The following is a 26,821-nucleotide window of genomic DNA, read 5'->3' as shown; positions in this document are numbered from 1 at the left end:
GCTGTGGCCCTGAGCTGCGTGGCACCGGGCTCGACAGACCCGGTAGCGTGAGCCGACGATTCCGAAGGTCCCCCATTCACAGGAGTCCCGGTGACGCAGAGTGGACAGGGCGAGGAGCCCTCGGCGCGAGCCGCGCACGAAGGCATCGTGCTGCCCTCCGACGGAGGCGAGCCCCTGCTGCCGGGCACGACGGGCGCACCCGCGCCCTCCGCGCCGCCCGGCGGCCAGACCTGGGGCGGTGAGTGGGGCCCCGGCCAGGGCGCCCCGCAGCAGGGCCAGGGCTGGCCCCACGAGGCCACCCAGCACTGGCCCGCCCCCGAGCAGCCGGGCGGTCCCGGCCCGATGCCGCCCGAGAGTGCCCCGGCACCGTCGTACGGCGGCGGTGAGACGTACCCGCAGTACGCGGAGCACAACGGCGGCCAGTACGCGGACAACGGCGGCGGCCAGGGCTACCCGGCCGCCGGGGCGCCCATGCCCCCGATGCACGAGGCCGCCACCCAGTACATGCCCCCGGTGCCCGGCGCGGGTCCCGAGGGCGCGACGCAGTACATACCCCCGGTGCCGGGCGGCGGCGCGGCCGAGGCGGCCACGCAGTACATACCCCCGGTGAGCGGCGGCGCGCTGCCGCCCGAGATGGGCGGCCCGGCGCAGCCCGGAGCCGCGCACGCCGAGGCGGCCACCCAGTACATCCCGCCCTACCCGGGCGACGACGGCGAGCGGCAGCCGCCCGCCGAGTTCGACAACCTCTTCCGCGGCCCGCAGGCCGGCGAGGGCTCCACCCAGCAGATGCCGCGCGTCCCCTCGGCGCCCGTCGGCCAGGCCCCGGTGATCTCCGGGCAGCCCGCCTACCGGCCCCCGGTGGACGAGGACGACGGCGGACGCCGGGGCGGCGGCCGCACCGGCTCGCGCGTCCCGGTGATCGCCGCCGTGGGCATCGGCATCGTCGTCCTCGGCATCGGCGCGGGCGCGCTGCTCAGCAGCGGCGGGGACGACAAGAAGCCGGACCCCACCGCGGCCGCCGCCTCCAGCCCGGCCGCCACCGAGCCGTCCGCCGCCGCGGGCGCCGACCCGGCCAAGCAGCAGGCCGTCGCGCTCGACCAGGTGCTCGCCGACAGCGGCAACAGCCGCGCCCAGGTGATCCGCTCGGTGGAGAACATCAAGGCCTGCCGCGACCTCGGCCAGGCCGCCACCGACCTGCGCGACGCCGCCCGGCAGCGCAACGAGCTGGTCACCCGGCTCGGCAAGCTGTCCCTGGACAAGCTGCCGGACAACGCCGCGCTGAAGGACTCGCTGACCAAGGCCTGGCAGGCGTCCGCCGCCGCCGACAACCACTACGCGGCCTGGGCGGGCCAGGCGGCCGGCAAGCGCGGCTGCCCCCGGGGCCACGCGCGCGCCACCGGCCAGACCCAGCAGGGCGACCGGGCGAGCGTCACCGCCAGCTCCCAGAAGGCGCGCGCCTCCCAGCTGTGGAACACCATCGCGAACAAGTACGGCCTCACCACACGCCAGCAGGTCCAGCTGTGACGAAGGGCCCGGCGCCGGGGGAGCACCCCGGGCGCCGGGCCCTTCTCGCCGTACGGCTCAGTCCACGTCCGCCTTCTTCAGGGTGCCGGTCATGTCGGTGACCTCGGAGGCCGCCGCCGTACCCCGCCTCGCCGCGACCAGCCTGCCGTCCCGGACCACCTGGACGGTCACGTCCGCGTTGACCAGGCGCGGGAAGCCGACCTCCGCCAGCGGGGCCTCGTTCGGCCAGCGCAGGGTCGGGGTCAGCCCGCCGGTGCCCACCCGCAGCCCGTGGTTGAGGGTGTGCCGGACCGCGTCGGCGGTCATGTCGCCGTCCCCGATCTTCCGCAGGGCCGCCGTCAGCACGGTGTAGGCGATGTACGTGGTCTGCACACCGGCGTCCGCCGGGTCGATGCGGTTGTCGCCGAACGCCTCCGTGTTGATGATCTTCTTCATCGTGTCCCAGCGCGGGTCGGAGGCCGGCGGGTACCAGCTGGTGACGTACGCGCCCTCGTACGGGCCGGTCGCCCCGCCCGTCGCGTTGATCACCGACTGGTCGACGCTGCCCAGCACGGTCGCCGTGCGCACCGCCGGGAAGCCGGGGCGGGCGCGCCGGAAGGAGTCCATGAAGGTGTTCGTGCGGTCCCCGAGCGCCGGCACCACGCACCCCTTGAGCGCCGGGTCGGCCGTCGCCGCGCGCAGCGCCCGGTCGGCGTCGGCGTTGTACTCGGTGGCGTCCTCGGCGGCGTGCTGGTCGGCCGCCGGGGTGTGGCCGCCCGCCTTGAGGCCCGCGTCCAGCAGCGGGGGCAGCTCGTCCCCGGCGATGCTGTCGGGGCGGACCAGCGTGACGGGGCCGCAGCTGCCCGACAGCGTCCGGCCGAGCCCGGCGAGCAGCGCGGGCTGGCCGCCGTTGACCGGGTACGACAGCGGGCTCATGAACTCGTCGCTGGTGATGCCGTAGCCGCCGATGTAGGGGACGCCCGCGCTCTCCAGCGGGGCGAGGTAGGAGTCCGCGAACTGGCTGTACGAGCCGACGACCGCGACCGCGCCCTCGTCCGCCGCGCGCCGGGCGCACGCGGCCGCGCTCACGCTGTCGTTGCGCTCGTTGCAGGTCAGCACCTGGAGCCTGTGGCCGCCGATGCCGCCGCGCGAGTTGATCCACTTCGCGTACGCGACGGCCATGGCGGGCATGCCGGGCTTGTTGGTGGCGCCGGTGTTCTCCGGTGCCCAGGTCATGACCTTCACCGTGCCGCCCCCGGAGTCCGGGCCGCCCACCACACCGCACCCGGCGGTGAGGGAGGCGCACACGGCCAGGGCCCCGGCGTACCGGGCGGCGGTGCGGGTGCGCCGGGAGCGGGGGGAGGGGAAGAAGGTGCGGGTGAGTCGACTGCCGGTCATGGACACGCACGATTCCCTCACGTCCCCAACCCGGAGGTGACCCTCGGTCGACACCGGGTGACAGCGGGGTGAACAGCGGGGGCGAATAGGGCGCCGCGGACACGGAACGTACGATCGTTGACCGTGCAAGGTTCGGAGAACACTTCCCGTCGCGGCCGTCGCTCGACCACCATGGGCGTCATGCCACTCAACGACATGCCCTGGTGGCGCTGGCGCTGCACCGTGCGTTCCGCGCTGCACATGCTCTCCGACCCGGTCTTCCAGCGGGACGTCTGGCTGGCCGGCGTACCCGGGTACGGCGACGTCACCGACGCCGTCTACCGGCTGGTGGAGGACACCTGGCTGGACAACTGGTCGGCCGAGAAATACGTCGGCACGATATTCCGGGACTCGCAGGAGGCGGCGCTCGTCGACACCGCCGTGCTGCGGGTCCTGCGGATCATGCACCAGGTCGGCCCGGACGCGCCGGTCTCCGCCTACCTCGACCACCCCGGCTGGCCGGAGGCGGTACGGGCCGCGCGCGACGCCCATCTGCGGCTGGCGACCAGTGACGCGGACGATCCGGAGGCGCCGCCGCGCAGCCTTGAGGTGCTGCAGATCATGACCCGGTCCGCGTAGGGCTGCCGCCGTCGGAGCCTGGTGGGGGCCGCTGTGGGTCCTCGTGGGTCCGTCTGCCGGACACCCCGTCCGCCGGGGCGGTCCGGCGTGAGATCGTGTGACGCATGAACGAGCAGCCCAGCCGCGTCGCCGCCGGTGCGGCGGACCAGTACGTCCTGACTCTCTCGTGCCCCGACAAAAAGGGCATCGTGCACGCCGTGTCGAGCTATCTGTTCATGACCGGCTGCAACATCGAGGACAGCCAGCAGTTCGGCGACCACGACACGGGTCTGTTCTTCATGCGCGTCCACTTCACGGCCGAGGCGCCGGTGACGGTGGACAAGCTGCGCGCCAGCTTCACGGCCATCGGTGACGCCTTCCACATGGACTGGCAGATCCACCGGGCCGACCAGAAGATGCGCATCGTCCTCATGGTCAGCAAGTTCGGGCACTGCCTGAACGACCTGCTGTTCCGGGCCCGGACCGGGGCGCTCCCTGTGGAGATCGCGGCCGTGGTGTCCAACCACACCGAGTTCGAGGAACTGGTGGGGTCGTACAACATCCCCTTCCACCACATCCCCGTCACCCGGGACACCAAGGCCCAGGCGGAGGCGCGGCTGCTTGAGCTGGTGCGGGAGGAGAACGTCGAGCTGGTCGTGCTCGCCCGCTATATGCAGGTCCTCTCGGACGACCTGTGCAAGGCGCTGAGCGGGCGGATCATCAACATCCACCACTCGTTCCTGCCGAGCTTCAAGGGGGCGAAGCCGTATCACCAGGCGCACGAGCGGGGGGTCAAGCTCATCGGTGCGACCGCGCATTACGTGACCGCGGATCTTGACGAGGGGCCGATCATCGAGCAGGAGGTCGAGCGGGTGGGGCATGAGGTCACCCCGGACCAGCTGGTCGCCGTGGGCCGGGATGTGGAGTGTCAGGCGCTGGCGCGGGCCGTCAAGTGGCATGCGGAGCGGAGGATTCTTCTTAACGGGCGCCGGACCGTCGTGTTTGCCTGAGCTTCGTTGGCGGGTGCGGGTCTGTGGTGGGCTTGTCGCGCCCACGCGGCGGTAGCCGCAAATCGACACAGCCCCGCGCCCCTTCAGGTTGGACCGCTGAGCGTTTCTTACATCCGGCTCAGGCTTGCTGTTGCCGTCAGTACTGCCCTGATCGCGTCCCTGTCGCCCTTCTGGCCCGCCGCTGCTTCCTCCGGGGAGATGTGGCCCGCTGCCAGGCGGCAGAACTCGACTCCGTCCAGCGCTACCTGGGCCACCTGGTCGGCGTCGGGGGTGCGGGGGTCGAGGGGGATCAGGTACGTGTTGCCGTACGGGCTGCCCTCGATCTCCAGGAGGACGGTGCCGGGCGGTGCCTGGGGGAGGGCGGCCAGGACGGACGGGAGCATCCGGATCGCCAGGTCGATCAGCCTGCCCAGGTGGCGGGGTGCGGGCGGGTCGTAGGGGTAGGACACCGCCCGCGCGATGTCCTCGGCGTGGACCCAGCACTCGAAGGCGCGGTCCAGCATCGCGTCGTGCAGCGGGAGCGCGAAGTCGCCGTAGGACACCTCGAAGCCTCGGGCGCGGCCGCCGGTGAACGACGCGGTGCGTACGAGGCGGTGGCTCTGGTCGCGCCAGGGTTCGCGGACGTGGCGGGTGGGCGGGAAGTGCGAGGCCTGCCAGAACGCCTCGGTCCGCTCGGCCGGGCCGCCGGCGCCGCGGGCCTGTTCGGCCAGGGCCTCGGTCAGCGGGTCCTCCAGACCGAGCGCGGTGGCCACCAGGCCGTCCACCGAGAGCAGATGCGCGATGACCCCGGCGACGGTCGTACGGCGGCTGGTCGCGCCCTCGGCGCCGAACCACCGCAGCCGTACGGGCGCGTGCCACTCGGCGTCGCCGAAGTCCTGGAGCAGCGCGTCCAGACGGGCGGTCTCGGCGTCGTAGGCGTCGGCCCAGTCGGGAACGGGGACGCGCGGCGGGCGGCGGCTCAGACAGGTCTCCAGGACCCGGGCGCGCAGCGTGGGGTCGACGTCGAGCGGCTCGGGCCGGTGCAGCAGCTCCACCGCCTCCCGCAACCGCCGCGCCTCCTCGGCACACGCCCCGCACTCCCCCAGATGCTCCTCCACCGCCTCCGTCTCCGCCCCCGAACAAGCGGCCAGCGCCCACGCCCCGAGCAACGACCGCAGCACCTCGTGCGACAACGCCGCGCCGGCTTCCGCGTTTTCGCCGGCCTCCCGGGGCAGGGGAACGCGCTCGGGCCGCGCCCTGACGCCGTCCGCGCGGGGCGGTTCGGGCCGCGTCCCGGTGCTGTCCATGCCGAGCCGCTCCCCGTCGAGCCGTACCCGGGCGCCTGCCGCGCCATGACCTTCGCCGCCGGGCCGTGCTCCCGCGCTCTCCGCGCCGGGCTGGTTCCCGCCGGACCGCGCCCAGCGGCCCTCCGCGCCCGGCCGGTTCCCGCCGGGACGCACCCAGGCGTTCTCCGTACCGGGCTGTTCCCCGTCGGGCAGCGCCCAGGGGCTCTCCGTGCCGGAGTGTCCCGTGGTGGTCGCTGTTTCGGGTTTCCGGGCGGTAGCCCCCTCGTGGTGTTGCCGGGGGAGGCGTTCCTCGGTGTCATCGGGGGTGCCGGGGCCGTTCGGGGCGTCGGCTCGGGGGTCGGGGGTCGTCATCGGGTTCCCCCGTCGGGCGGTGGGGTGTCGTGGGCTGTGGAGAGGAGCTGGAGGCCGAGGCGGAGGCGGCGGCGGGCCTCGTCCTCGGTGACGTCGAGATCGGCGGCGGTGCTGCGGTAGTCGCGGCGTTGGAAGTAGGCCAACTCCAGGGCGGCGCGCAGGGGTTGGGGCATCGAGTGGACGATGTAGTCGGCGCGGGCGGCGACCGCCGCGCGGTGCACCTTGTACTCGACCTCCTCCGGCGAGCCGCCGCCCCCGTCCAGCGCGGCCGTCTCGTCGTCCCGCAGCCGCCGTACCGCCAGCCGGCGCGTCACCGCCGCGATCCAGGTGCGCAGCGGCTCCCGGCGGGGGTCGTAGGTCTCGGGGTGCTGCCACAGGTGGGCGAAGACTTCGCGGGTCAGGGCGTCGGCGGCGCCCTCCTCGCCGAGGACGCGGTGGGCGAGGCCGTGCACCAGCGAGGCGTACCGGTCGTACAGCTCACCGAGCGCCGCCGCCTCCCCGCGGGCCAGCCGCTGCTGCATCACGCGGTCCCAGCGGTGCGGTACGTCCTGCTGCGCCATGCCGTTCCTCCCCTCGCCCGGTACGGGCCCGGGCCGGTGTCCCGGTGACCTTCTCCCGAATGTAGTCGGCACGTCTGACAGCGCACGCCCCTTTGTGTCAATGTGCGCCCCCTGCTCCGTCGCAGGTGATAGGGCCTCCTTCACACGGCCTTCACTCTTGCATGGTCCAACTCCGATCGAACAGGATTGATAGTGACCGAAACAAGACCTTTGCCGATCCTCCGCGGTTTGCCAATTCGTGTTTCAGGGAAACGCCCGCTGGGCAGCCGCGCGGAAAGAAACGTAGGGGCTGCTTCCATTTCCGGGCGGTTCCGCGAGATCCGCCGAGCGGAGGGGTGTGGCCGTGGCATTCGAAGTGACCGGCGCCGAGCGGGGCGCGTGGGCCGTGCTCCGAGTCTGCGGTGAACTGGACCTGGTGACCTCGCCGGTACTGCGCCAGCGCGTGCACGACGTGGTCGCCGAGGGGCATCACAGCCTGGTCCTCGACCTTTCCGACGTCTTCTTCTGCGATTCCAGTGGCGTCGGCGTGCTCATCGCCTCCCGCCGGCTCATCCGCTCCTGTCAGGGCCGGCTGCGGCTGATCCTGCCGGACCGGGGCGCGGAGGACGGCTCCCATGTCAACCGCGTCCTCGGCGCGCTCGGGGTCCGGCGCCTCTTCGACGTCCGCGCGGACGTGGTCTCCGCGACCGCCGACGAGCCGGACTCGCTCACGGCCTGAGCCGGATCTGAGCCGGATCTGAACCGGTCCTTGAACCGGGGACATAAAGCGTCTCGGAAGATGATCTTCCGGTAATTCGACGCTCCGGCGCGGGAATTCATGGCCACGGATGTCGCGGATCGTGGCGAAGTCGCATCACTGAGCGTCGATATCGGGTTGTGTCCGTTCCGCGACTCGTCACGGCCCGGAGTCGGCGGTCCGCTCGGGTACCTTGGGTGAGATGCGAGTGGCAGCGAGCACCAGTGGTGCCGGTGATGCCCCTGGGGCGTTCCCGGACTCGGTGGCGCGCGCCGCTGTTCACGGGGTGACGGTGGAATACCGGCCCGATTGTTCGACTCCTCGACATGCGCGTCGCACAGTATGCCGCACGGGTACTCCTTCGCGCGGGAATATGCCCGAAGCGCTTGTTGGGGTGACTGTACGTCAACCATGCTGTCTCGTAAGGGAATCACGTTCCGTGACCCTTGCTCTGGCCGTTGTTCTGGCCATGCAGAAAATGGCTACGATCGTGGCCCTCGCCGTGTCGGACGTCGCGGATCGTGTCGCGACCGAGGGGTGGCGTGGGGTCATGTGTCCGCCGGTTCGGATGGTGTGAGCGGTGCAGGTGCTTCAAGTGCAGCTGGAGATCCGGCCCGACCCCGAGGAGGTGAGACGGGCACGCAAGTGGGCCCGCTCCCGGCTCGCCGGGCTCGGGATAGCGGCCGACGAACCGTTGGCCGAGACTCTGATCCTGCTCGTCTCCGAGCTGGTGACCAACGCGGTGGTGCACACGGGGCGTCCGGCCCTGCTGCGGCTCTCGCTGCCCGGCGGAGCCGGCGGTACGGGCGCAGACGCGGCTGAGGACGCGGTCGAGGGCGCGGCCGACGGCGTGGTCAGAGGCGCGGCCGGCGGCCCGGAGTCCGAGCGGTCCGCGGAGAGCGGTCCGGCCGGGGACGGCGCCGAGCCCAGAGGCGCGGACGGTGCGGAGGAGCCGGTCACGACCGTCGTCTCCGCCACCGTGCGCCTCGAAGTGGCCGACGCCAGCTCCCGTGCCCCCGTACCGCGGTGCGCGGGCGACGACGCCACCGGCGGCCGGGGTCTGGCCCTCGTGGACTGTCTCGCCGACCGCTGGGGCTGGCAGGCCGAGGGCGCGGGCAAGAGCATCTGGTGCGAACTGGACCGCTGTTCGCCGCCCCGGGAGGGCGTGGCGATGGCGTACGGGGGCGGCATGGCCGCGTACGAGGACTTCACCTTCGAGGCCGTGTGACCCGTGTTCCGGCGATGCGCCGGGCGTGCTCCCGTGCGCGGGCGCCGCAGAGTGCGCCGAAGTCCCTTTCGCCCATACGGTGTTGACGCGTCGAGTGTGTGTGAACACGCTGGTGTGCGTCGATTCGCCGCGAGGGGACGGCGAGGGCCGGGGTGACGGAGTCCTCGCCGGGTGTGGGTCGCACCGGTCGGCGGCGCCGGGCGTGCACAGGGGGACACGCCCGGGGCTGCGCCGCCGAACGGTCCGCGCGGGGCGGGAGCGCCAACCGAAAACACCGGCGCCCCCGCCCCGACCACCAGCCCGCCCCCGCTCGACAAGCCGCCCCCGGTGAGGCCCGCTCCCTACACTGCCCCCATGGCATGCCGCATCAGCGAGTTGGTTCTCGACGCAGCCGATCCCGAGGGGCTCGCTGTTTTCTGGGGTGAGGTCCTCGGGTATGTGGAGCTCGGCCGTGAGGGCGACGGGAGTATCGAGATCGGGCCACCGGGTGCCGGGTTCGGCGGGGCGCAGCCCACTCTGGTGCTCAGCCCCAGTACCGATCCGCGTCCCAGGAAGCTTCGGCTGCATCTGGACGTCAGCCCGACCGACCGTGAGCAGGAGGCCGAGTTGGAGCGGCTGCTCGCTCTCGGTGCCAGGCCCGTGGACGTCGGCCAGACCGGGGCCGAGAGCTGGCACGTCCTGGCGGACCCGGAGGGCAATGAGTTCTGCCTTCTGCGCACCCGGCTCCAGCCGGTCTAGGCGCGGACGGTGGCCCGGAACGTCCGCCGATAAGCCGTGGGCGTCACCCCCAGGTTCTGCTGAAGGTGCTGCCGCATCGACTGGGCCGTGCCGAAGCCGCAGTCGCGGGCCACGCGGTCGATGGGGAGGTCGGTGGACTCCAGGAGGCGGCGGGCGAGTTCGACGCGCTGCTGGGTGAGCCACTGGCCCGGGCTGACGCCGACCTCCTCGCGGAAGCGGCGGGTGAAGGTGCGGACGGACATCGCCTCCCGGGCGGCGAGGTCGCGGAGCTGGATCGGCTCGTGGAGCCGGCCGAGGGCCCAGGCGCGGGCGGCGGTCGTGGTGGCGAGCTGCGGGTCGGGGACCGGGCGATGGATGTACTGCGCCTGGCCGCCGTCGCGGTGCGGAGGCACGACCGTGCGGCGGGCGACCTCGTTGGCGATCGCCGCGCCGTGGTCCCGGCGCACGATGTGCAGGCAGAGGTCGAGCCCGGCGGCGACCCCCGCCGAGGTCAGCACGTCGCCGTCGTCGATGAACAGCACGTCGGGGTCCACCCGGACCGCGGGGAACATCCGCTGGAAGCGGTCCGCGTCGGCCCAGTGCGTGGTCGCCGGGCGCCCGTCGAGGTATCCGGCGGCGGCGAGGACGTAGACGCCGGTGCAGATGGAGGCCAGGCGCGTGCCGGGGCGGATGCGGGCGAGGGCGGCGGCCAGTTCGGGGGTGAGGCTGCCGTCGTCGTAGAGCGGGCCGAGTTCGTACGACGCCGGGACGATCACCGTGTCGGCCGTGGCCAGGGCCTCGGGGCCGTGGGGCACGTGCACGGAGAAGTCGGCGTCAGTCACGACCGGGCCCGGCGGTCGCACCGAGCAGGTCAGGACCTCGTACAGCGCCCGCCCCTCCTCGTCGCGGGCGCGGGTGAAGATGCGGTGCGGGATGCCCAGTTCGAAGGGGAGCAGGCCGTCCAGGGCCAGGACGACGACGCGGTGCGGGCGGAACTCCTCGGACGCGGCCATGGCCCGATCCTAGCGAACGCTGTCCTGCGGGCCACTCGATGCGCGCGCAAGGGTCCCCGACCCTGGACCGTGTGACTCAGACAAGTGAAGCCACCGCCGCTCCCCGCACCCCGGCCGGACGGCGCCGGGTGCACCGCGCCTGGTTCGTCGCCGCCGTCACCTTCGTCACGATCATCGGCGCGGCGGCCTTCCGTTCCCTGCCCGGACTCCTCATCGACCCGCTGCACACGGAGTTCGGCTGGTCGCGCGGCACGATCGGCGCGGCCGTCTCCGTGAACCTCGCGCTCTACGGCCTGACCGCGCCGTTCGCGGCCGCGCTGATGGACCGCTTCGGCATCCGCCGGGTGGTCGCGGTCGCGCTGACCGTGGTCGCGCTGGGCTCCGGGCTCACCGTGTGGATGACCGAGCCCTGGCAACTCATCCTGTGCTGGGGCCTGTTGGTGGGCCTCGGGTCCGGCTCGATGGCGCTGGCGTTCGCCGCCACCGTCACCGGGCGCTGGTTCACCGCGCGGCGCGGTCTGGTCAGCGGCATCCTGACCGCCGCCTCCGCCTCGGGCCAGCTGATCTTCCTGCCGCTGCTGTCCTGGATGATCGAGACCGGCCACGACTGGCGTCCGGCGGCCGTCACGGTCGCCTTCGCCGCCCTCGCGGTCGTCCCCTTCGTGTGGCTGCTGCTGCGCGACCACCCGGCCGACGTGGGCCTCGCGCCGTACGGGGCGAGTGAGTTCGTGCCCAAGCCGCCGCCGCTGACCGGCGCCGCCCGGCGGACGCTCGGGGTGCTCGCCAAGGCCGCGCGCACCGGCCCGTTCTGGCTGCTCGCGGGCAGCTTCGCGATCTGCGGGGCCTCCACCAACGGCCTGATCCAGACCCACTTCGTGCCCGCCGCCCACGACCACGGCATGCCGGTCACGGCGGCGGCCTCGCTGCTCGCGGTCATCGGGATCTTCGACGTGGTGGGCACGATCGCGTCGGGCTGGTTCACCGACCGCTTCGAGCCGCGCCGTCTGCTCGCCGTGTACTACGCGCTGCGCGGGACCTCGCTGCTCTTCCTGCCGATGCTGCTGAACCTCGGCCCCGACGTGAAGCCGCCGATGGTGTTCTTCATCGTCTTCTACGGCCTGGACTGGGTCGCCACCGTCCCGCCCACGCTCGCCCTGTGCCGCGACCGGTACGGAGACGACTCCGCGATCGTGTTCGGCTGGGTGCTCGCCTCCCACCAGATCGGCGCGGCCCTGGTGGCCTGGCTCGGCGGGGTCGCCCGCGACGTGTTCGGCTCGTACGACATGGTCTGGTACGCCTCCGGCGCCCTGTGCGCGGCGGCGACGCTGATGGTCCTGGTGATCCGGCGCCGCCCGGCGCTCACCGTGCCCGCGTAGCCTCGCGGGCCAGCCGTCTGGCGACGGCCCTGGCGATCTTCTCGGCGTCCAGGGCCAGTTCGCGGAACATGCCGCTGATCGGGTTGGTGAACCCGGTGAAGTACAGCCCCGGCGCCTCCTTCGGGGTGCGTGCCCCGTGCACCACCGGGCGCCCCCGCTCGTCCAGCACCCCGAGCGGCCCGACCAGGGAGTCCAGGCCGCGCAGATACCCGGTGGCCGCGATCACCGCGTCCGGCGCCACCCGGGTGCCGTCGGCGAGGGCCACCTTGCCGTCCTCGAACCCCTCGACGGCGGCCACGATCTCGACCTTGCCCTTGCGTACGGCGTCGATCAGGCCGACGTCCTGGACCGGGATCGCGCCCTCGCGCACCCGGCTGTAGAGGCCCGACTCCGGCCGGGGCAGGCCGTGTTCGGCGAGGTCGGGGGTGCTGAGGCGGGCCATCGGCCGGGCGAGCCTGTCCACGAGCCGCACCGGCAGGCGGCGTACCAGGATGCCGGTGTACTGCGCGGACCAGCCCGCCGTCGAGCGGCGCACGATGTGCGGGGCGGTGCGCACGGCCAGCCGGACCCGTGCGGCCCCGCCCTCGGCCAGGTCCACGGCGATCTCGGCGCCGGTGTTGCCCACGCCGACCACGAGGACGTCCCGGTCGGCGAAGGGGCGGGGATTCCGGTAGGCGCTCGCGTGCAGGAACTCCCCGTCCCAGTCGTCGAGGCCGGGCCAGTCGGGCAGGCGCGGGGTGTGGTTGAAGCCGGTGGCGACGACCACCGCGCTGCCGGTCAGCTCCCGGCCGCCGGAGGCGTGCAGCAGCCAGCCGGCGCCGTCCGGGGCGGGCTCCACCCGGAAGACCTCGACCCCGGTGACGATCTCCAGCTCGTGGTGCTCGGCGTACTTCTCCAGGTAGCGCACCACGTCGTCGCGGGAGACCCAGCGGCCGAACGCGCGGGGGATCGGCAGGCCCGGCAGCGCGGACAGGCGGCGGGTGGTGTGCAGCCGGAGCCGGTCGTAGTGGCGGCGCCAGGACGCGCCGACCCGGTCGGCCTTCTCCAGGATCACCGCGCGCACCCCGCGTGCCCGCAGGGCGTGCGCGACGGCGAGCCCGCCGGGACCGGCGCCGATGACGTAGACGGGACGGTCGGCGGGGGTCGCGGTCAGGTGCGCGAACGAGGGACGCGAGTCGGCCATGAGCGCGAGCGTAATCACACCCCCGGTTGATGGGTATCGGTCAAGACCGGAATTGGTTGCGGATTGACAACGATGACGTGTGCGGAGTGCGAAAGGTGTGAAAACGCTTCACGGCCACAGCAGTTGGCGCGCCCAGCCGAACTCGGTGCGCCGGTACTCCAGGCGTACGTGACGGCGGTCCGGATCGCCCTGGAAGAACTCCACGACCTCGGGGCGCAGGTGGTAGAGGGTCCACCCCGGAACCGGTGCCGCGGGGTTCTCGCGCGCCTGCCGCCACGCCTCCTCGGACGCCTCGCGCAGTGCGTCCACGGAGCCCAGCTCCTCGCTCTGGCGGCCGGTGAGCGCGGCCGCGAGGGCGCCGGTGGAGCGGGCGTGCAGATCGGCCTGGCCCTCCTCGGCCGGGGCGGCGGTGACCGGGCCGCGCACCCGCACCTGGCGGCCGAGCGCGGGCCAGTAGAAGGCGAGGGCCGCGTACGGGTGGGCGTCCAGGGCCCGGCCCTTGCGGCTGCCCGCGTGGGAGGCGAAGGACCAGCCGGCGGCATCGGCGCCGTGCAGCATCACGATCCGTACGTCCGGATTCCCGTCCTCGTCGGTCGTCGCCAGCGACATGGTGTGCGGCTCGGGCTGCCCCGCCCGTACGGCGTCCGCGAACCACGCGGTGAACAGCGGCAGCGGGGAGGGCGGCGCGGTGGCCGGGTCGAAGGGGCGCAGCTCGGTCGCCCCGGGCGGCCACACCCGCAGGGAGAGCAGCAGGGCGTGCAGATCCGGGTGGGCCGGGGTCTCCTCGTGTGCCATGGAGCGAGTATCGCCCGCTGTCGCGCGCTGTGTTCGGACGCGGGACGGGCGGTGGTCCACCCGAGTGGACCACCGCCCGCCAGACAGGACTTGGGGGGTTGTGTGCTACCTGGCGGGCTTCTTCCCGGTCACGCCGAGGTACGTCAACAGCGAGAGCGTCGGCTTGAGTTCGGCCTGCTTCACACCCCAGGAGGAGAAGCCCTTCTGGTGCGCGGCGACCGAGGAGAGCATGGTGACCAGGGAACCGGCGATCGCCGCCGGGTTGACGTCCTTGTCCACCCGCCCCTTGGCCTGGAGTTCGGCGACGGCCTCGGTGAGCGGGCCGTTGACCGCGCTCAGGATCTTCATGCGGAGCTTGTTGAAGCGCTTGTCGCCCTCGGCGGCGGCGAGGTCGACCACGCGCAGGATCGCGTCGTTGCGGCGCCAGAAGTCCATGAAGCCGTCCACGAGTTCCTGCGCGGTCTGCCAGCCCGCCTTGCCCGCCCAGCTGCGCCCGGCGAGCAGTTCGGCCAGCTCGGCGCTCTCGGCGGCGGTCTGGTCCGCGATCTCCAGGACGGCTCCCTCGACGTCCGGGAAGTACTGGTAGAAGGTCGCGGGCGACGTGCCCGCCCTCCGGGCGACATCAATGACCTTGACGTCCCGGTAGGGGGAGGAGCTGAGCATCTCGCTGAGGCAGTCGAGCAGCTTCTGCCGGGTCGCCTGCCCACGCCGGCCGGCCACGCGGCCGTCGACGGTACGCACTTGTCCTGTCATGCCGTCAGCTTACCGACGGGGATCAGGAGCGCTATTCGGCCGACTGCAAATGGGGTGCCCGGCCTTCCCGGGGCGATTTCCCTGGTCTGCGGGGTGCGCGCGGTGCGGTTACTTTGACGACATGGCCGAAAACAGTGCACCGGCGTACGGCGAGGGCGTGCCCTGCTGGGTGGACGCGCAACTGCCGGACGTCGAGGCGGGCAAGCGGTTCTACGGTGAACTTTTCGGGTGGACCTTCGAGCCCGCCGAGGAGGCTCCGGGTGGCCCGGTGTGGGCCCGCCTGGACGGCGAACCCGTCGCCGCGCTCGCCCCGAAGACGGACGGGCGCATGCCCACCGTGTGGACGGTCTACTTCGCCACCCCGGACGCCCGCGCGCTGGGCCGCCGCATCACCGAGGCTGGGGGAACGCTGATCTCCGGCCCCTTCCCCGTGGACGGCCTGGGCGCCACCGCCCTCGCCGCCGACCCCGAGGGCGCTGTCTTCGGGCTGTGGCAGCCCGGCTCGCTGCCCGGGTTCGGGCGCCGCCGCGAGCCGGACACGTTCGTCTGGGCCGAGCTGTACACCCGCGACACCGCCGCCGCGAACGCCTTCTACGGCGCCCTCTTCCACGAGGCGCTGTTCGGCTCCGGCACCGAGCCCGACTTCGGCCGCGCGAACGTGACCGACGTGTTCCCCGCCGAGATGCCCCCGCACTTCGTCGTCCACTTCCGGGTGGCGGACCTGGACACCGCCCTCGCGGCCGTACGGCGGCTCGGCGGGCGGATTCAGGTGCCGCCCTTCGACGCCTCGTACGGACGTGTGGCGGTCGTCACCGACAATCAGGGGGCGTCGTTCGCGCTGCTGCACCGGTGACGGAGCACCGTGCGGCGGCGAAATGACGGGATTGGGCACGACACACCCCGATTCGCGGCCGGGTTCGCAACCGGCCGCCCGGCCAGGAAGAATCGGGGTGCGTGCCGCTGGGGCGGTGCGGTGGTGAGACGCTGCACTACGGTCGCGTCCGCAGGTGGGCGACGCGGCTCGTACGGGGAGGTGGCAGGCAAGTGGTGGATCAGCTGACGCAGCACGACCCGCGGCGGATCGGGCCGTTCGAGGTGCTGGGCCGGCTGGGGGCCGGCGGCATGGGGCTGGTCTATCTGGCGCGCTCGGCGTCCGGCCGGCGCGTGGCGATCAAGACCGTCCGCACGGAGCTCGCGGAGGACCAGCTCTTCCGCGTCCGCTTCACCCGCGAGGTGGAGGCGGCCCGCGCGGTCTCCGGCTTCTACACGGCCGCCGTGGTCGACGCCGACCCGCGCGCGGCGGTGCCCTGGCTGGCGACCGCCTACGTGCCGGCGCCCTCGCTGGAAGAGATAGTGAACGAGTGCGGCCCGCTCCCGGCGCAGGCGGTGCGCTGGCTCGCCGCGGGCGTCGCCGAGGCCCTCCAGTCGATCCACGGCGCGGGCCTGGTCCACCGCGACCTCAAGCCGTCCAACGTGCTGGTGGTCGAGGACGGCCCCCGGGTCATCGACTTCGGCATCGCGTCCGGGGTGTCCAACACCCGGCTGACGATGACGAACGTCGCGGTCGGCACCCCCGCCTACATGTCCCCCGAGCAGGCCAAGGACTCCCGCAGCGTCACCGGCGCCAGCGACGTGTTCTCGCTCGGCTCCACCCTGGTCTTCGCCGCCACCGGACACCCGCCCTTCCACGGCGCCAACCCGGTCGAGACGGTGTTCATGCTGCTGCGCGAGGGCCCGGACGTCACCGGGCTCCCGGACGAGCTGCGCCCGCTGATCGACGCCTGCATGCAGATGGAGGCCCCCGGCAGGCCCAGCCCCGCCGACCTCCAGTCCCAGCTGGCCCCGCATCTGTTCGGCTCCGGCTCCGACGACTCCGGCACCGCCTCCGCGTGGCTGCCCGAGAAGGCCGTCGCGCTCATCGAGGCCCGCCGGGGCGGCCGGCCGCCCGCCAAGCCCGCCCCGCTGCCGCCGGGCCCGCGCAGCGGCGGCGGCCGCGCCGCCGTGCCCCCGCCGCCGTCGTACGACCCCGTCGTGCCCTCCCCGGCGCCGCTCTCCCTGGGCGGCCCCGACACCGGCCCGGTCCGGCTCGCCGGGGTCCAGGTGCCCATCGGGCCCGGACCGCGCGTCGCCGACGCCCGCGCCGCCGCCGTCAAGGCGCCCCCGCCGGAGGCGGGCCTGGTGGCCAGCTGGTCCCGGCCGCGCCCCGGTCTGGCCGGCGCCGACCCCGCCGTACCGCCCGTACCGGCGCAGCAGCCGGAGGCGGCGGGCTGGCGGCCCTGGCGCTTCCGCATGTCCAACGACGTCTGGGGCACCCCCTCGGTCGACGGCGACCTCGTCTACGTCACCTCCTTCGAGGTGCACGCCCTCGACGTGGCCACCGGCCGCCGCCGCTTCAAGACGCGCGACGTGGCCTGGTCCATGACCGTCGCCGACGGCCGTATCCACGCCTCCGACGGGCCCACCCTGTTCGCCCTGGACGCCCGCGAGGGCACCGACCTGTGGCGGCTGTCCACGGACGCCTGGGTGTACTCCCTCAAGGCCGACCGGGGCACCGTCGTCACCGGCACCCGGGGCGGCGGCGCCCAGGCGTGGGACGCGGCCGGCGGCCAGAAGCTGTGGGAGATCAGCGGCTGCCAGACGGACTTCGAGTCCCCGGAGGCCGGACCCGCCGTCCACGACGGCACGGTCTACGTCTGGCAGGACGCCCGGCTGCGCGCCCTGGAGGCCCGCACCGGCGAGGAGCGCTGGTCCTATCCCGTGGGCGACGCGGCCTCCTGCGGCGGCGTCCCGGTCCGGCTCACCCCGGCCGACGACGGGCACGTCTACCTGTGCGCGGGCAGCCGCGTCCTCGCCGTGGAGGCGGCCACCGGGCGGGTGCGCTGGCACTTCGAGGCCCCGGCGGTCTTCCTCGCCCCGCCCGCCTTCGTCCCCGGCCCGGCGGTCACCGGCGGCGGCGTCTACCTCGCCGACTACCTCGGCACGGTCTACGCCCTCGACGCCGCCGACGGCCGCGACCGCTGGCGCATCGCCACCGAGTCCCGCGCCTCCGTCGAACCGGTGCTGGTCGCGGGCGGCCATGTGCACGTCGGCAGCGGCAAGGGGCTGTACACCCTGGACGCGGTCACCGGCACGCCCAAGTGGCGCTTCCAGGCGGGCGGCGACGTGGTCGGCGCCCCCTCGGTCGCCGAGGGCCGCATCCACTTCGGCTCCACCGACGCCCTGATCTACACCCTCAAGGCCGACGACGGCCGGCTGCGCTGGAAACTCGCCACCGGCGGCGAGATCACCGGCTCCCTGGTCGTCAAGGACGGCGTGGTCTACGCCTGCAGCAAGGACCGCTGTGTCTACGCCCTGGACGCGGAGAAGGGAACGGGTACCGCCCGCACGGCATGACGCCGTTAGAGTGAACGGCATGAGACTACGGGGGCGCGGACTCAGGCTGACGGCCGTGCTGGCACTGACGGTGCTGGCACTCACGGGATTCTCCCGGGGCCATCACGGACACAGCAGCAGGCACGGTTCGGGCGGGGGCGGCGGCTGCAGCAGCTCCAGCCAGGACCACGACAGCACGTCCTCGTCGTCCGGGGGCTCGTCCTCCGGCGGCTCGGCGTACGACTCGGACGACTCCTACGGCACCGACGACGACTCCTACGGCAGCACCACGGGCGGCTACCGCAGCCCCCGCACGCACCGGCCCACCTCGACCGCCGGCGGCAGCGGCAGCGGGATCAAGGACGGCACGGTCGAGCTGCTGAGCTGCGCGACGAAGGCCGAGCCGTACGCGACCGTCGAGGTGACCAACCCGAACAAGCGTGCGGTGCGCTACACCGCCGTCGTCCACTTCCTGGACGGCACGGGCGCCGAAATCCGGACCGGCAGGGCCGAGGTGGACGTGCCCTCGCGGGACAGCGCGAAGGTACGGGTACCGGTCGGCGCGGCGGGCCCGGACCCGGATCGCTGCACGGCGGAGGCGACGGCCGAGCGGGCGGACTGACACCCCGGGCGCGGTCAACTCGCGGGCAGCTCCACGGAGATGCGCAGTCCTCCGCCCGCGCGCGGAGCGAGGGTCAGCGTGCCGTCGTGCGCCTCGGTGACGGCCTTGACGATGGCCAGGCCGAGGCCCACGCCCGCGTGATCGGTGTGGACGCGCTCGGTGCCGCGCCGGAACGGCTCGGTGAGCGTCGCGACGAGCTCCGGGGCGAGCGGCTCACCGGTGTTCTCGACGGTGAGTACGGCGGTCCCGGGACCGGCGCCGGTCGTCACCCGCACCGTGCCCCCCTCGGGCAGGTTGTGGACGATCGCGTTGTGCACCAGGTTCGTCGTCAACTGGAGCAGCAGCGCGGGTGATCCGAGCGCGGGCGCGATGTCGCCCGAGGTCTCCAGGGTGACGCCGTGCCGCTCCGCGAGGGGCAGCAGGGTCTCCGTGGCCTCCTCCGCGAGGAGGGACAGGTCGACGGGTTCCCGGGTGAAGGACCGCTGCTCGGCGCGGCTCATCAGGAGGAGCGCCTCGGTGAGGTCGATCGCCCGGGTGTTGACGGCGGCGAGACGTTCGAGGAGGGCGCCGGTGTCGCGGCCGGGGTCGGCGCGGGCCACGTCGAGGAGTGCCTTGGAGACCGCCAGCGGGGTGCGCAGCTCGTGCGAGGCGTTGGCGGCGAATCTGCGCTGCTCGGCGACGTGCGCTTCGAGCCGGGCGAGCATCGTGTCGAAGGCGTCGGCGAGTTCCCGGAACTCGTCGCTACGGCCCGGCAGTTGGACCCGGTGGGAGAGCGATCCGCTCGCCGCCCTGCGGGTGGCCTCCGTGAGGCGTCCCAGCGGCGCGAGCATCCGGCCCGCGAGGAACCAGCCCCCCGCCAGCCCGAACACCAGCAGGAACGCCAGCACCGCGCACGCCCTCGGCGCGAACACGCGCAGCAGGTTGGAGCGGACCGGGAACACCCCGCCCGTGGTCGGATCGCCGGTGGAGCCGGGCACGATGAGCGCGCGCTCGGGGACGTACCGCAGCAGGAACCACCACACGGCGGCGAGCAGCAGGGCGCCCGCGAGCATGAGGAACCCGGCGTAGCTGAGGGTGAGTTTGAGCCGGACGCTCACTCCGGGGGCCCTAGCCACGCCCGCCACCGGCGTCCGCCGCTCCCGAGTCCGCGCCCGTGTCGATGCGATACCCGACCCCCGCCACCGTCGCGATCACCCATGGCTCGCCCAGCCGCTTGCGCAGGGCCGAGACGGTGATGCGTACGGCGTTGGTGAACGGGTCCGCGTTCGCGTCCCACGCCCGCTCCAGCAGCTCCTCGGCGCCGACCACCCCGCCCTCGGCGGCGACCAGGACCTCCAGCACCGCGAACTGCTTGCGGGTGAGGGCGACATGGCGGCCGTCCCGGTGGACCTCCCGGCGGAACGGGTCCAGGCGCAGCCCGGCGATCTCCCGTACGGGCGGCCGGTGATGGGCACGTCTGCGGTCCAACGCCCGCAGCCGGAGCACGAGTTCGCGGAGGTCGAACGGTTTGGTGAGGTAGTCGTCGGCGCCGAGCCCGAACCCGGAGGCCTTGTCGTCGAGCCGGTCGGCCGCGGTGAGCATGAGGATCGGCGTCCCGCTGCCGGAGGCGACGATGCGCCGGGCGATCTCGTCGCCGGAGGGGCCGGGGATGTCCCGGTCGAGGACGGCGATGTCGTAGGCGTTGACGCCCAGCAGATCGAGGGCGGTGTCGCCGTCCCCGGCGATGTCGGCCGCGATCGCCTCAAGACGCAGGCCGTCGCGGATGGCCTCGGCCAGATAGGGCTCGTCCTCGACGATCAGCACACGCATGGGAGAAAGGCTACGAGGCGGCACATATCGGCGCCGTATCGAAAAGCGCATACGCCCCGGCAACATCGCACTCCGTTGACTGGCCGCATGACTCGAAACACCCCCGGACCGAGCCGCGCCGCCCCCTGGCGCGCGGGCCTCCACCGGGCGAACCTCCGCCGGGCGGTCCGCGCCGTCTCCCGGCCGGAGCCCTGGAAGCGCGGCCCGGTCCTCACCGTACCGGCCCTGCTGCTCGGCCTGCTCCTGCTGCTGCACGCGGGCGTCCCGGACACCGGCGGCCTCGGCAGCCTGGTGGAGAACGTCCTGCCGTGGCTCGGGCTGTTCGTCCCGGTGCTGCTGGCCGGGGCGCTGTGGCGCCGGTCCGCCGCGGCGGTGGCCGCGCTGGTGCTGCCGGTCACCGTGTGGCTGAGCCTCTTCGGCGGGCTGCTCCACGACAAGTCACGCCCGGGCGGCGACCTCACCCTGGTCGCGCACAACGTCGGCGCCGACAACCCCGACCCGGCCGCCACCGCCCGCGCCCTGGCCGCCTCCGGCGCGGACGTGCTGGCCCTGGAGGAGCTGACCCCGAGGGCGACCGCGCGGTACGAGAAGGGGCTCGCGCAGGCGTACCCGCATCACGTGGTGCGCGGCACAGTCGGGCTGTGGAGCAGGCGGCCGCTCTCCGGCACCCGGATGATCGACATCATGGACTTCGGCCCGCTGGCGGCCACCAAGACCGACGCCGAGCGGCTGCCCGCCAACCGCGCGCTGCGCACCACGGTGGCCACCGATCACGGCCCGCTGACGGTGTACGTCGCCCATCTGGGGTCCGTACGGCTCATGCCCGGGAAGGGGTTCTGGACGGACAGCCGGGACATCGGCGCGCGGGCCCTCGGCAAGGCGCTCGCGGCCGACACGAGCGAGCGCGTGGTGCTGCTCGGGGACCTCAACGGCACCCTGGACGACCGGGCGTTCGCCTCGATCACCGCGCGGCTGCGTTCGGTGCGGGAGGTGGCCGGGGACGGCTTCGGCTTCACCTGGCCCGCCTCGTTCCCCCTGGTGCGCATCGACCAGATCCTGGTCCGCGGCGTACGGCCGGACCGCTCATGGGAGCTGCCCGCCACCGGGAGCGACCATCTGCCCGTGGCGGCCCGCGTCAGCTGGTGAACGTGCGAAGACCGCGGCGGCATCCCCCCAACCCGCGCCGCCGCGGCCTCACGTCCCCCGTGCTCTCCTCCTCCCGGAGGAGCAGTCTCAGCGCGGGTCGCCGGTGGTGATGTGGCTCTCCAGGGTGGTGACGTCGTCCAGGTCGGCCGCGTTCTCGCCGCCGGTGATGTGGCTCTCCTGCGGGGCCGCCTCGGCGGCCTCGGCCGTCTCCCCGCCCGTGATGTGGCTCTCCTGCGGCTTGACCTCGCCGGACTTCTTGGCGTCGCTCATCGTCTGGACTCCGTTGCTGTGAAGGTGTGCTGGGACGGTGGGCCCGTCCGGCCGCTCCCCCGAGGACTTCCGGACGGGCCGGGGCCCAGCCGGCCTGTACGTCCCCCGTGACGACGAGCCGACTGCCTAGAGAGTGCTCGGGCACGATAAACGAATGATGAACGCGGCACTCCGGCAGGCCCGAACCTCGCGCTGCGGCAGCCCCGTTGTCAGGCGGTGGCCGCCGGGGTGAGAAGTTTCCGCAGGTCGGCGGCCTCGGGGGAGCCCAGCCGCTCGAACACGGCCAGCGCGTCCGTCCAGCAGGCCCGCGCCCGGTCCGACTCCCCGAGCGCGTCCAGCGCCCTGCCGAGCACGGTCAGCACACCCGCCCGGCGCCAGTCCCCGCCGACGTGCAGCAGCACCGAGAGCGACTGCTCGGCCTGGGCCGCGGCGGCCGCGGGCCACCCGGCCGCGAGCCGCACCCCGGCGAGCCGGAAGAGCGTCATGCCCTCCCACAGCCGCTGCCTGCTGTCCCGGAATATCGTCAGCGCCTCCGTGAGGCGTGCCTCCGCCTCCTCCGGCCGGCCCGACTCGGCGAGCGCGAGCCCGAGGGCGTAACTGCCGTTCGCCAGGCGGACGGAGAGTCCCAGCTCGCGGTAGATGGCGACGCCCGCCCCCGCCAGCTCCACCGCGCTGTCCACCCGGCCCATCGCGAGCCGCACCCGGGACAGATTGCACAGGGCGCTGGCCTCGCCGGGCAGGTTGCCGTCGGCGCGGTAGGCGTCCAGGGTGCGCTGGAGGTAGCTCTCCGCCTCCTCGTTGCGCTGGTGGTAGGCGGCGACGATCCCGCGCTCGCTGAGCGCGTTGCAGTCGGTCCAGGGGTCGTGGGCGCCCTCCGCCAGCTCCACCGCCCGCTGTGCCTCGGCCTCCGCCTCGCCGAACCGCCCCGCCGCCATGTGCACTTGGGCCAGCGTGGTGCGCGCCCGGCCCTCCGTGCGCGCGTCCCCGGCGGCCCGGGCAGCGTCCCGTACGGCGGTCGCGGCGGCCCCGAACTGGTGGGCGTTGGCGCCGGATTCGGCGAGGTCCTTGGCGACGAGGAGCAGGTCCACCGCCCGCCGCAGGGTCGCCCCCGAGGCCGACTGCCTCACGCACGCGAGCAGCGGGTCCGCCTCCGCGTACAGCCAGTCGAGCGCGTCGCGGTGCCCGGCGAAGGCCAGCCCGTCGTGCGCGGCCGGGTCCAGATGCTCCACCGTGCGGTCGCCGGGGCGCTCGATGGCGTACACCCGGGCGGCCGTGGCGAGGTAGAAGTCCAGCAGCCGGGAGAGGGCGGCCGCGCACTCGCCGGGCGCCGTCTCGTCGCGCTCGGCGCAGGAGCGGGCGTAGAGGCGGACCAGGTCGTGGAAGCGGTAGCGGCCGGGCGCGGCGGACTCCAGCAGGGAGGTGTCCACCAGGGACTCCAGCAGGTCCTCGGTGTCCTCCTGCGGGCGGTCCAGTACGGCTGCGGCGGCGGCCAGCGACAGGTCGGGGCCGTCGGCGAGGCCGAGCAGCCGGAACGCGCGCGCCTGGGCGGGCTCCAGCTGGCCGTAGCCCAGTTCGAAGGTGGCCTTCACGGCGAGGTCCCCGGCCTGGAGCTCGTCCAGCCTGCGCCGCTCGTCGGCCAGCTTGGCGGCGAGCACCGAGACCGTCCAGGTGCGGCGGGCGGCGAGCCGGGAGGCGGCGATCCGGATGGCCAGCGGCAGGAAGCCGCACGCGGCGACCACGTCGAGGGCGGCCTCGCGCTCGGCGGCGACCCGCTCCGCGCCGACGATCCGGGTGAAGAGGGCGAGGGCCTCCTCCGGGGACATCACGTCCAGGTCCACCAGATGGGCCCCGGCGAGCCCGGTCATCCGCACCCGCGCGGTCACCAGCGCCGCGCAGCCCGCGGTGCCCGGCAGCAGGGGGCGCACCTGGGCGGCGTCCTTGGCGTTGTCCAGCAGCACCAGGACCCGGCGGCCGTCGAGCACCGAGCGGTACAGCGCGGCGCGCTCCTCCGGGGACTCCGGGATCGAGCGGTCGGGGGTGCCCAGCGCGCGGAGGAAGGAGCCGAGGACGGTCTCCGGTTCGGCCGGGCGGGGGCCGGCGCCCTGGAGGTCCACGTACAGCTGCCCGTCCGGGAAGGCGGCGCGGGCCCGGTGGGCGACGTGGACCGCGAGCGTGGTCTTGCCGACGCCGCCGATCCCGGCCAGCGCGGACACCGCCATCACCCGGCCCTCCGCCTCCGAGGCCGAGGCGAGCACCTCGCTCAGCTCGGCCACGAACGCGTCGCGCCCGGTGAAGTCCGGCACGGAAGCCGGGAGTTGTGCGGGACGTACGGCCACCACGGCGGGCTCGGCGGGCGGCTCCGAGGGCCCGGCGAGTGCCGGGTCGGCGCGCAGGATGCGCTGTTGCAGCTCGCTCAGGCCGGGGCGCGGGTCCACGCCCAGCTCCTCGGCGAGCAGCCGCCGGGTGTCGGCGTAGACGGCCAGCGCCTCGGCCTGGCGGCCGCTGCGGTAGAGGGAGAGCATCAGCAGCTCGCGGAACCGCTCGCGCAGCGGATGCGCCGCCGTGAGCGCGGTCAACTCCGAGACCGCCTCGGCGTGCCCGCCCCGCTCCAGGTCCATGTCCAGCCGGGATTCCAGGAGTTGGAGCCGCCACTCATCGAGGCGCACCCGCTGCGTCTCGGCGTACGGCCCCGGCACGCCCGCCAGCGGCTCCCCGTCCCACAGGGCGAGCGCCAGCCGCAGCGTCTCCCGGGCCTCGGTCAAGTCCCCTGTGTGGCGCGCTTTTTCGGCCCGTGCGGCGAGTTCCTGCGCGGTGGTGAGGTCGAGCGCGCCCTCACCGAGTCCTCGTACGGCGTACCCGCCGGACTCGCTCACCAGCACCCCGGCGCCCAGCGCCTTCCGCAGCCGCGAGGCGTACGTCCGCACCGCCGCCAGCGCCCGGGGCGGCGGCTCGGTGTCCCACAGGGCGTCGATCAGCTCGCCGGCCGTCGCCGTCCGGCCCTCACGCAGCAACAGGGCTGCCAGCAGGGCGCGTTGCTGGGGTGAGCCGGTCGGCACCGGTTCCGCCCCGCGCCACGCCCGCACCGGCCCGAGCACCGCGAACCGCAACCCGGCGAAGCCGCTGACCCGCGTCTCAGGCACTCGCGGCCCACCGTCCATGCGCTCGCCCCCTCGGCATACCCGCTTACTGGGCCAGTTTGCCTTCTAAGGACCACTTCCGTCAGCCGTGCGAGACGCCGATCACAAGGCGGCGCGGGGGGCTCCACAATCCCTTCACACCCGGGCGTTCAGCGCGTGGTGCCGTTGTGGAACAGCGAGCGCGACCAGACGTAGCCGATCAGGGCGATGCCCGCGCACCAGGCCAGCGAGATCCAGCCGTCGTCCCCGACGGGCGAGCCGGTGAGCAGACCGCGCAGGGTCTCGGTCATCGGGGTGAACGGCTGGTACTCCGCGAACCAGCGCAGTCCCGGCGACATCGAGCCCGCGGGGACGAACGCGGAGCCCAGGAAGGGCAGGAACTGCACCAGCAGCGGCTTGTTGCTCGCGGACTCCACGGTCTTGGAGATCAGGCCGAGCGCCGCCGACAGCCAGGTCACCGCGAACGCGATGGCCGCGAGGAGCCCGGCGGCGGCCAGCCACTCCAGTACGGTCGCGTTCGACCGGAAGCCCAGCGCGAGCGCCACCGCCACGACCAGGACGAGGCTCACCATCGTCTGGACGACGCTGCCGACGACATGGCCCGTCATGAACGAGGACCGGGCGATGTTCATGGTGCGGAAGCGGTTGACGATGCCCGCGGTCATGTCCGAACAGACCGCGATCGAGGTCGACATGGCCCCGGCCGCCACCCCCATGACGACGATGCCGGGGGTGACGTAGTCCAGGTACGCGTCCCGGCCGCCGCCCATCCCGGCGCCGAGGGAGCCCCCGAAGGCGTACACGAACAGCAGCAGCATCAGGATCGGCATCATCGAGCTGCCGAGCGAGACGGCCGGATAGCGCAGGGCGTGTCTGAGGTTGCGCCGCAGCATCGTCATCGAGTCGCGCGTGGTGAGGGCGAGTGTGCTCATCGCGAGGTCTCCTTCACGGCCGGCGGGGTGCCGGTGGTGCCCTCGCCGGTCAGGGCGAGGAACACGTCGTCGAGGTCGGGGGTGTGCACGGAGAAGCCGTCGGCGCGGACACCGGCGGAGTCGAGCCGGCCGAGCAGGGCGCGCAGCGAGTCCAGGCCGCCGTCCCCGGCCACGCGCAGCGCGAGGCCCTCGTCGTCGCGGGCCGCGCCGGGGAAGACGCCCGCCGCGCGCTCGTACGCGTCCGGGCCGGAGAACCGCAGCCGTACGTGGCTGCCGGGGATGCGCGCCTTCAGCTCCTCGGAGGTGCCCTCGGCGACGATCCGGCCGCCGTCGAGCACGGCGATACGGTCCGCCAACTGGTCGGCCTCCTCCAGGTATTGGGTGGTGAGGAAGACGGTGGTGCCGCCCGCGACCAGCGAGCGGACCGTGTCCCACACGGTGCGGCGGCTGCGCGGGTCGAGCCCGGTGGTCGGCTCGTCCAGGAAGATCACCTGGGGGTCGCCGACCAGGGTCATGGCGAGGTCGAGCCGGCGCCGCATCCCGCCGGAGAAGGCCGCGGTGCGCTGCCGGGCCACGTCCGCGATGCCGAAGCGCTCCAGCAACTCCTGTGTACGGGCCCGTCCTTCACGCTTGCCGAGGTGCAGCAGGTCGGCCATGAGGAGCAGGTTCTCCTCGGCGGTGAGCAGGTCGTCGAGCGCGGCGAACTGGCCGGTGACGCCGATCGCGGCACGGACCCCGTCCGGAGCGGTGCGGATGTCGTGGCCCGCGATCCGGGCCTCGCCGCCGTCGGGGGCGACGAGGGTGGACAGGATCCGGACGGTGGTGGTCTTGCCGGCGCCGTTCGGTCCGAGCAGGGCGAACACGGTGCCGGCGGGGATGGTGAGGTCGATGCCGTCCAGCACGGTCCTGTCGCCGTACGACTTGCGCAGACCGGTGACGGAGACGGCGGGGATCCCGGCTTTTCTGGGCGTGGGCATGACAGGTGAAGGCATGGGCCCTCCCGAGGGCTGGATGCGGAGTGGGCGGG

The 26,821-nt window shown here is 73.6% G+C and carries 24 protein-coding genes; 11 read left to right on the top strand and 13 right to left on the bottom strand.

Going from position 1 to position 26,821, the window contains the following annotated elements; all coding sequences use genetic code 11:
- The first annotated feature begins 90 nt into the window (after positions 1–90).
- A complete protein-coding gene (locus AB0898_RS09820) occupies positions 91–1,524 on the top strand; it encodes a hypothetical protein (RefSeq protein WP_366802335.1) in 1,434 nt (477 codons plus the stop codon).
- Positions 1,525–1,581: 57 nt separating this feature from the next.
- Here AB0898_RS09820 and AB0898_RS09815 read toward each other — a convergent pair whose 3' ends face one another.
- On the bottom strand, positions 1,582–2,901 hold the full coding sequence (locus AB0898_RS09815; protein WP_366802334.1) for an ABC transporter substrate-binding protein: 1,320 nt from the start codon (positions 2,899–2,901) through the stop codon (positions 1,582–1,584).
- 117 nt (positions 2,902–3,018) lie between these two features.
- Between AB0898_RS09815 and AB0898_RS09810 the strand changes: the two genes are divergently transcribed.
- Positions 3,019–3,519, top strand: a complete 501-nt coding sequence (locus AB0898_RS09810; protein WP_366802333.1) for an SCO4402 family protein — start codon at positions 3,019–3,021, stop codon at positions 3,517–3,519.
- Between the two features lie 104 nt (positions 3,520–3,623).
- The gene (purU, locus tag AB0898_RS09805; RefSeq protein WP_366802332.1) at positions 3,624–4,508 is read left to right on the top strand and encodes a formyltetrahydrofolate deformylase; all 885 of its coding nucleotides are present in this window, start codon (positions 3,624–3,626) and stop codon (positions 4,506–4,508) included.
- 107 nt (positions 4,509–4,615) lie between these two features.
- Here purU and AB0898_RS09800 read toward each other — a convergent pair whose 3' ends face one another.
- Positions 4,616–6,145, bottom strand: coding sequence for a zf-HC2 domain-containing protein (locus AB0898_RS09800; RefSeq protein ID WP_407078318.1), 1,530 nt, complete (start codon positions 6,143–6,145; stop codon positions 4,616–4,618).
- Positions 6,142–6,705, bottom strand: a complete 564-nt coding sequence (locus AB0898_RS09795; protein WP_366802331.1) for a sigma-70 family RNA polymerase sigma factor — start codon at positions 6,703–6,705, stop codon at positions 6,142–6,144. The genes AB0898_RS09800 and AB0898_RS09795 overlap by 4 nt, the downstream gene beginning before the upstream one ends.
- Before the next feature lie 337 nt (positions 6,706–7,042).
- Between AB0898_RS09795 and AB0898_RS09790 the strand changes: the two genes are divergently transcribed.
- The 3 genes from AB0898_RS09790 to AB0898_RS09780 all read left to right on the top strand — a co-directional run bounded on the left by AB0898_RS09790 (position 7,043) and on the right by AB0898_RS09780 (position 9,407).
- Positions 7,043–7,423, top strand: a complete 381-nt coding sequence (locus AB0898_RS09790) for an STAS domain-containing protein (RefSeq protein WP_366802330.1) — start codon at positions 7,043–7,045, stop codon at positions 7,421–7,423.
- 613 nt (positions 7,424–8,036) lie between these two features.
- Complete coding sequence (locus AB0898_RS09785) at positions 8,037–8,669, top strand: ATP-binding protein (protein WP_366802473.1); 633 nt, start codon at positions 8,037–8,039, stop codon at positions 8,667–8,669.
- 354 nt (positions 8,670–9,023) lie between these two features.
- Positions 9,024–9,407: a VOC family protein gene (locus AB0898_RS09780; protein WP_366802328.1), complete on the top strand. Its 384-nt coding sequence runs from the start codon at positions 9,024–9,026 to the stop codon at positions 9,405–9,407.
- Here the strand turns inward: AB0898_RS09780 and AB0898_RS09775 are convergent.
- Positions 9,404–10,399 (bottom strand): helix-turn-helix domain-containing protein, encoded by a 996-nt coding sequence (locus AB0898_RS09775; protein ID WP_366802327.1) that lies wholly within the window; start codon positions 10,397–10,399, stop codon positions 9,404–9,406. The genes AB0898_RS09780 and AB0898_RS09775 overlap by 4 nt on opposite strands.
- Positions 10,400–10,470: 71 nt before the next feature.
- On the opposite strand from AB0898_RS09775, the gene AB0898_RS09770 reads away from it, so the two are divergent.
- Positions 10,471–11,775 (top strand): MFS transporter, encoded by a 1,305-nt coding sequence (locus AB0898_RS09770; RefSeq protein WP_407078317.1) that lies wholly within the window; start codon positions 10,471–10,473, stop codon positions 11,773–11,775.
- Here AB0898_RS09770 and AB0898_RS09765 read toward each other — a convergent pair.
- The 3 genes from AB0898_RS09765 to AB0898_RS09755 all read right to left on the bottom strand — a co-directional run bounded on the left by AB0898_RS09765 (position 11,759) and on the right by AB0898_RS09755 (position 14,494).
- Positions 11,759–12,958, bottom strand: coding sequence for an NAD(P)/FAD-dependent oxidoreductase (locus AB0898_RS09765; protein ID WP_366802325.1), 1,200 nt, complete (start codon positions 12,956–12,958; stop codon positions 11,759–11,761). The genes AB0898_RS09770 and AB0898_RS09765 overlap by 17 nt on opposite strands.
- A gap of 108 nt (positions 12,959–13,066) precedes the next feature.
- Positions 13,067–13,753 (bottom strand): pyridoxal 5'-phosphate synthase, encoded by a 687-nt coding sequence (locus tag AB0898_RS09760; protein ID WP_366802324.1) that lies wholly within the window; start codon positions 13,751–13,753, stop codon positions 13,067–13,069.
- A 105-nt stretch (positions 13,754–13,858) separates the two neighbouring features.
- Positions 13,859–14,494: a TetR family transcriptional regulator gene (locus tag AB0898_RS09755; protein ID WP_366802471.1), complete on the bottom strand. Its 636-nt coding sequence runs from the start codon at positions 14,492–14,494 to the stop codon at positions 13,859–13,861.
- A 133-nt stretch (positions 14,495–14,627) separates the two neighbouring features.
- Here AB0898_RS09755 and AB0898_RS09750 point away from each other — a divergent pair, with 133 nt between their 5' ends.
- From AB0898_RS09750 to AB0898_RS09740, 3 genes are all read left to right on the top strand, one after another.
- Entirely contained in the window at positions 14,628–15,359 is a 732-nt protein-coding gene (locus AB0898_RS09750) for a VOC family protein (protein WP_366802323.1), read from the top strand.
- 191 nt (positions 15,360–15,550) lie between these two features.
- Positions 15,551–17,899: a PQQ-binding-like beta-propeller repeat protein gene (locus AB0898_RS09745; RefSeq protein WP_366802322.1), complete on the top strand. Its 2,349-nt coding sequence runs from the start codon at positions 15,551–15,553 to the stop codon at positions 17,897–17,899.
- A 19-nt stretch (positions 17,900–17,918) separates the two neighbouring features.
- Positions 17,919–18,500 (top strand): hypothetical protein, encoded by a 582-nt coding sequence (locus AB0898_RS09740; RefSeq protein WP_366802321.1) that lies wholly within the window; start codon positions 17,919–17,921, stop codon positions 18,498–18,500.
- 14 nt (positions 18,501–18,514) lie between these two features.
- On the opposite strand, the gene AB0898_RS09735 is transcribed toward AB0898_RS09740, so the two are convergent.
- Positions 18,515–19,615, bottom strand: coding sequence for a HAMP domain-containing sensor histidine kinase (locus tag AB0898_RS09735; protein ID WP_366802320.1), 1,101 nt, complete (start codon positions 19,613–19,615; stop codon positions 18,515–18,517).
- A complete protein-coding gene (locus AB0898_RS09730; RefSeq protein WP_366802319.1) occupies positions 19,608–20,309 on the bottom strand; it encodes a response regulator transcription factor in 702 nt (233 codons plus the stop codon). The genes AB0898_RS09735 and AB0898_RS09730 overlap by 8 nt, the downstream gene beginning before the upstream one ends.
- 87 nt (positions 20,310–20,396) lie before the next feature.
- Between AB0898_RS09730 and AB0898_RS09725 the strand changes: the two genes are divergently transcribed.
- Positions 20,397–21,455, top strand: coding sequence for an endonuclease/exonuclease/phosphatase family protein (locus tag AB0898_RS09725; protein ID WP_366802318.1), 1,059 nt, complete (start codon positions 20,397–20,399; stop codon positions 21,453–21,455).
- 87 nt (positions 21,456–21,542) lie between these two features.
- Here AB0898_RS09725 and AB0898_RS09720 read toward each other — a convergent pair whose 3' ends face one another.
- The 4 genes from AB0898_RS09720 to AB0898_RS09705 all read right to left on the bottom strand — a co-directional run bounded on the left by AB0898_RS09720 (position 21,543) and on the right by AB0898_RS09705 (position 26,771).
- Positions 21,543–21,725, bottom strand: a complete 183-nt coding sequence (locus AB0898_RS09720; RefSeq protein ID WP_366802317.1) for a hypothetical protein — start codon at positions 21,723–21,725, stop codon at positions 21,543–21,545.
- Positions 21,726–21,934: 209 nt separating this feature from the next.
- On the bottom strand, positions 21,935–24,883 hold the full coding sequence (locus AB0898_RS09715; RefSeq protein ID WP_366802316.1) for a BTAD domain-containing putative transcriptional regulator: 2,949 nt from the start codon (positions 24,881–24,883) through the stop codon (positions 21,935–21,937).
- Positions 24,884–25,011: 128 nt separating this feature from the next.
- Positions 25,012–25,794: an ABC transporter permease gene (locus AB0898_RS09710; protein WP_366802315.1), complete on the bottom strand. Its 783-nt coding sequence runs from the start codon at positions 25,792–25,794 to the stop codon at positions 25,012–25,014.
- Entirely contained in the window at positions 25,791–26,771 is a 981-nt protein-coding gene (locus AB0898_RS09705) for an ATP-binding cassette domain-containing protein (protein WP_407078322.1), read from the bottom strand. The genes AB0898_RS09710 and AB0898_RS09705 overlap by 4 nt, the downstream gene beginning before the upstream one ends.
- Positions 26,772–26,821: the final 50 nt, after the last annotated feature.

Source organism: Streptomyces sp. NPDC005435 (assembly GCF_040703155.1).
In the GTDB taxonomy this organism is placed as follows: Bacteria; Actinomycetota; Actinomycetes; order Streptomycetales; family Streptomycetaceae; genus Streptomyces.
This window is presented reverse-complemented; position numbering and strand designations above follow the sequence as displayed.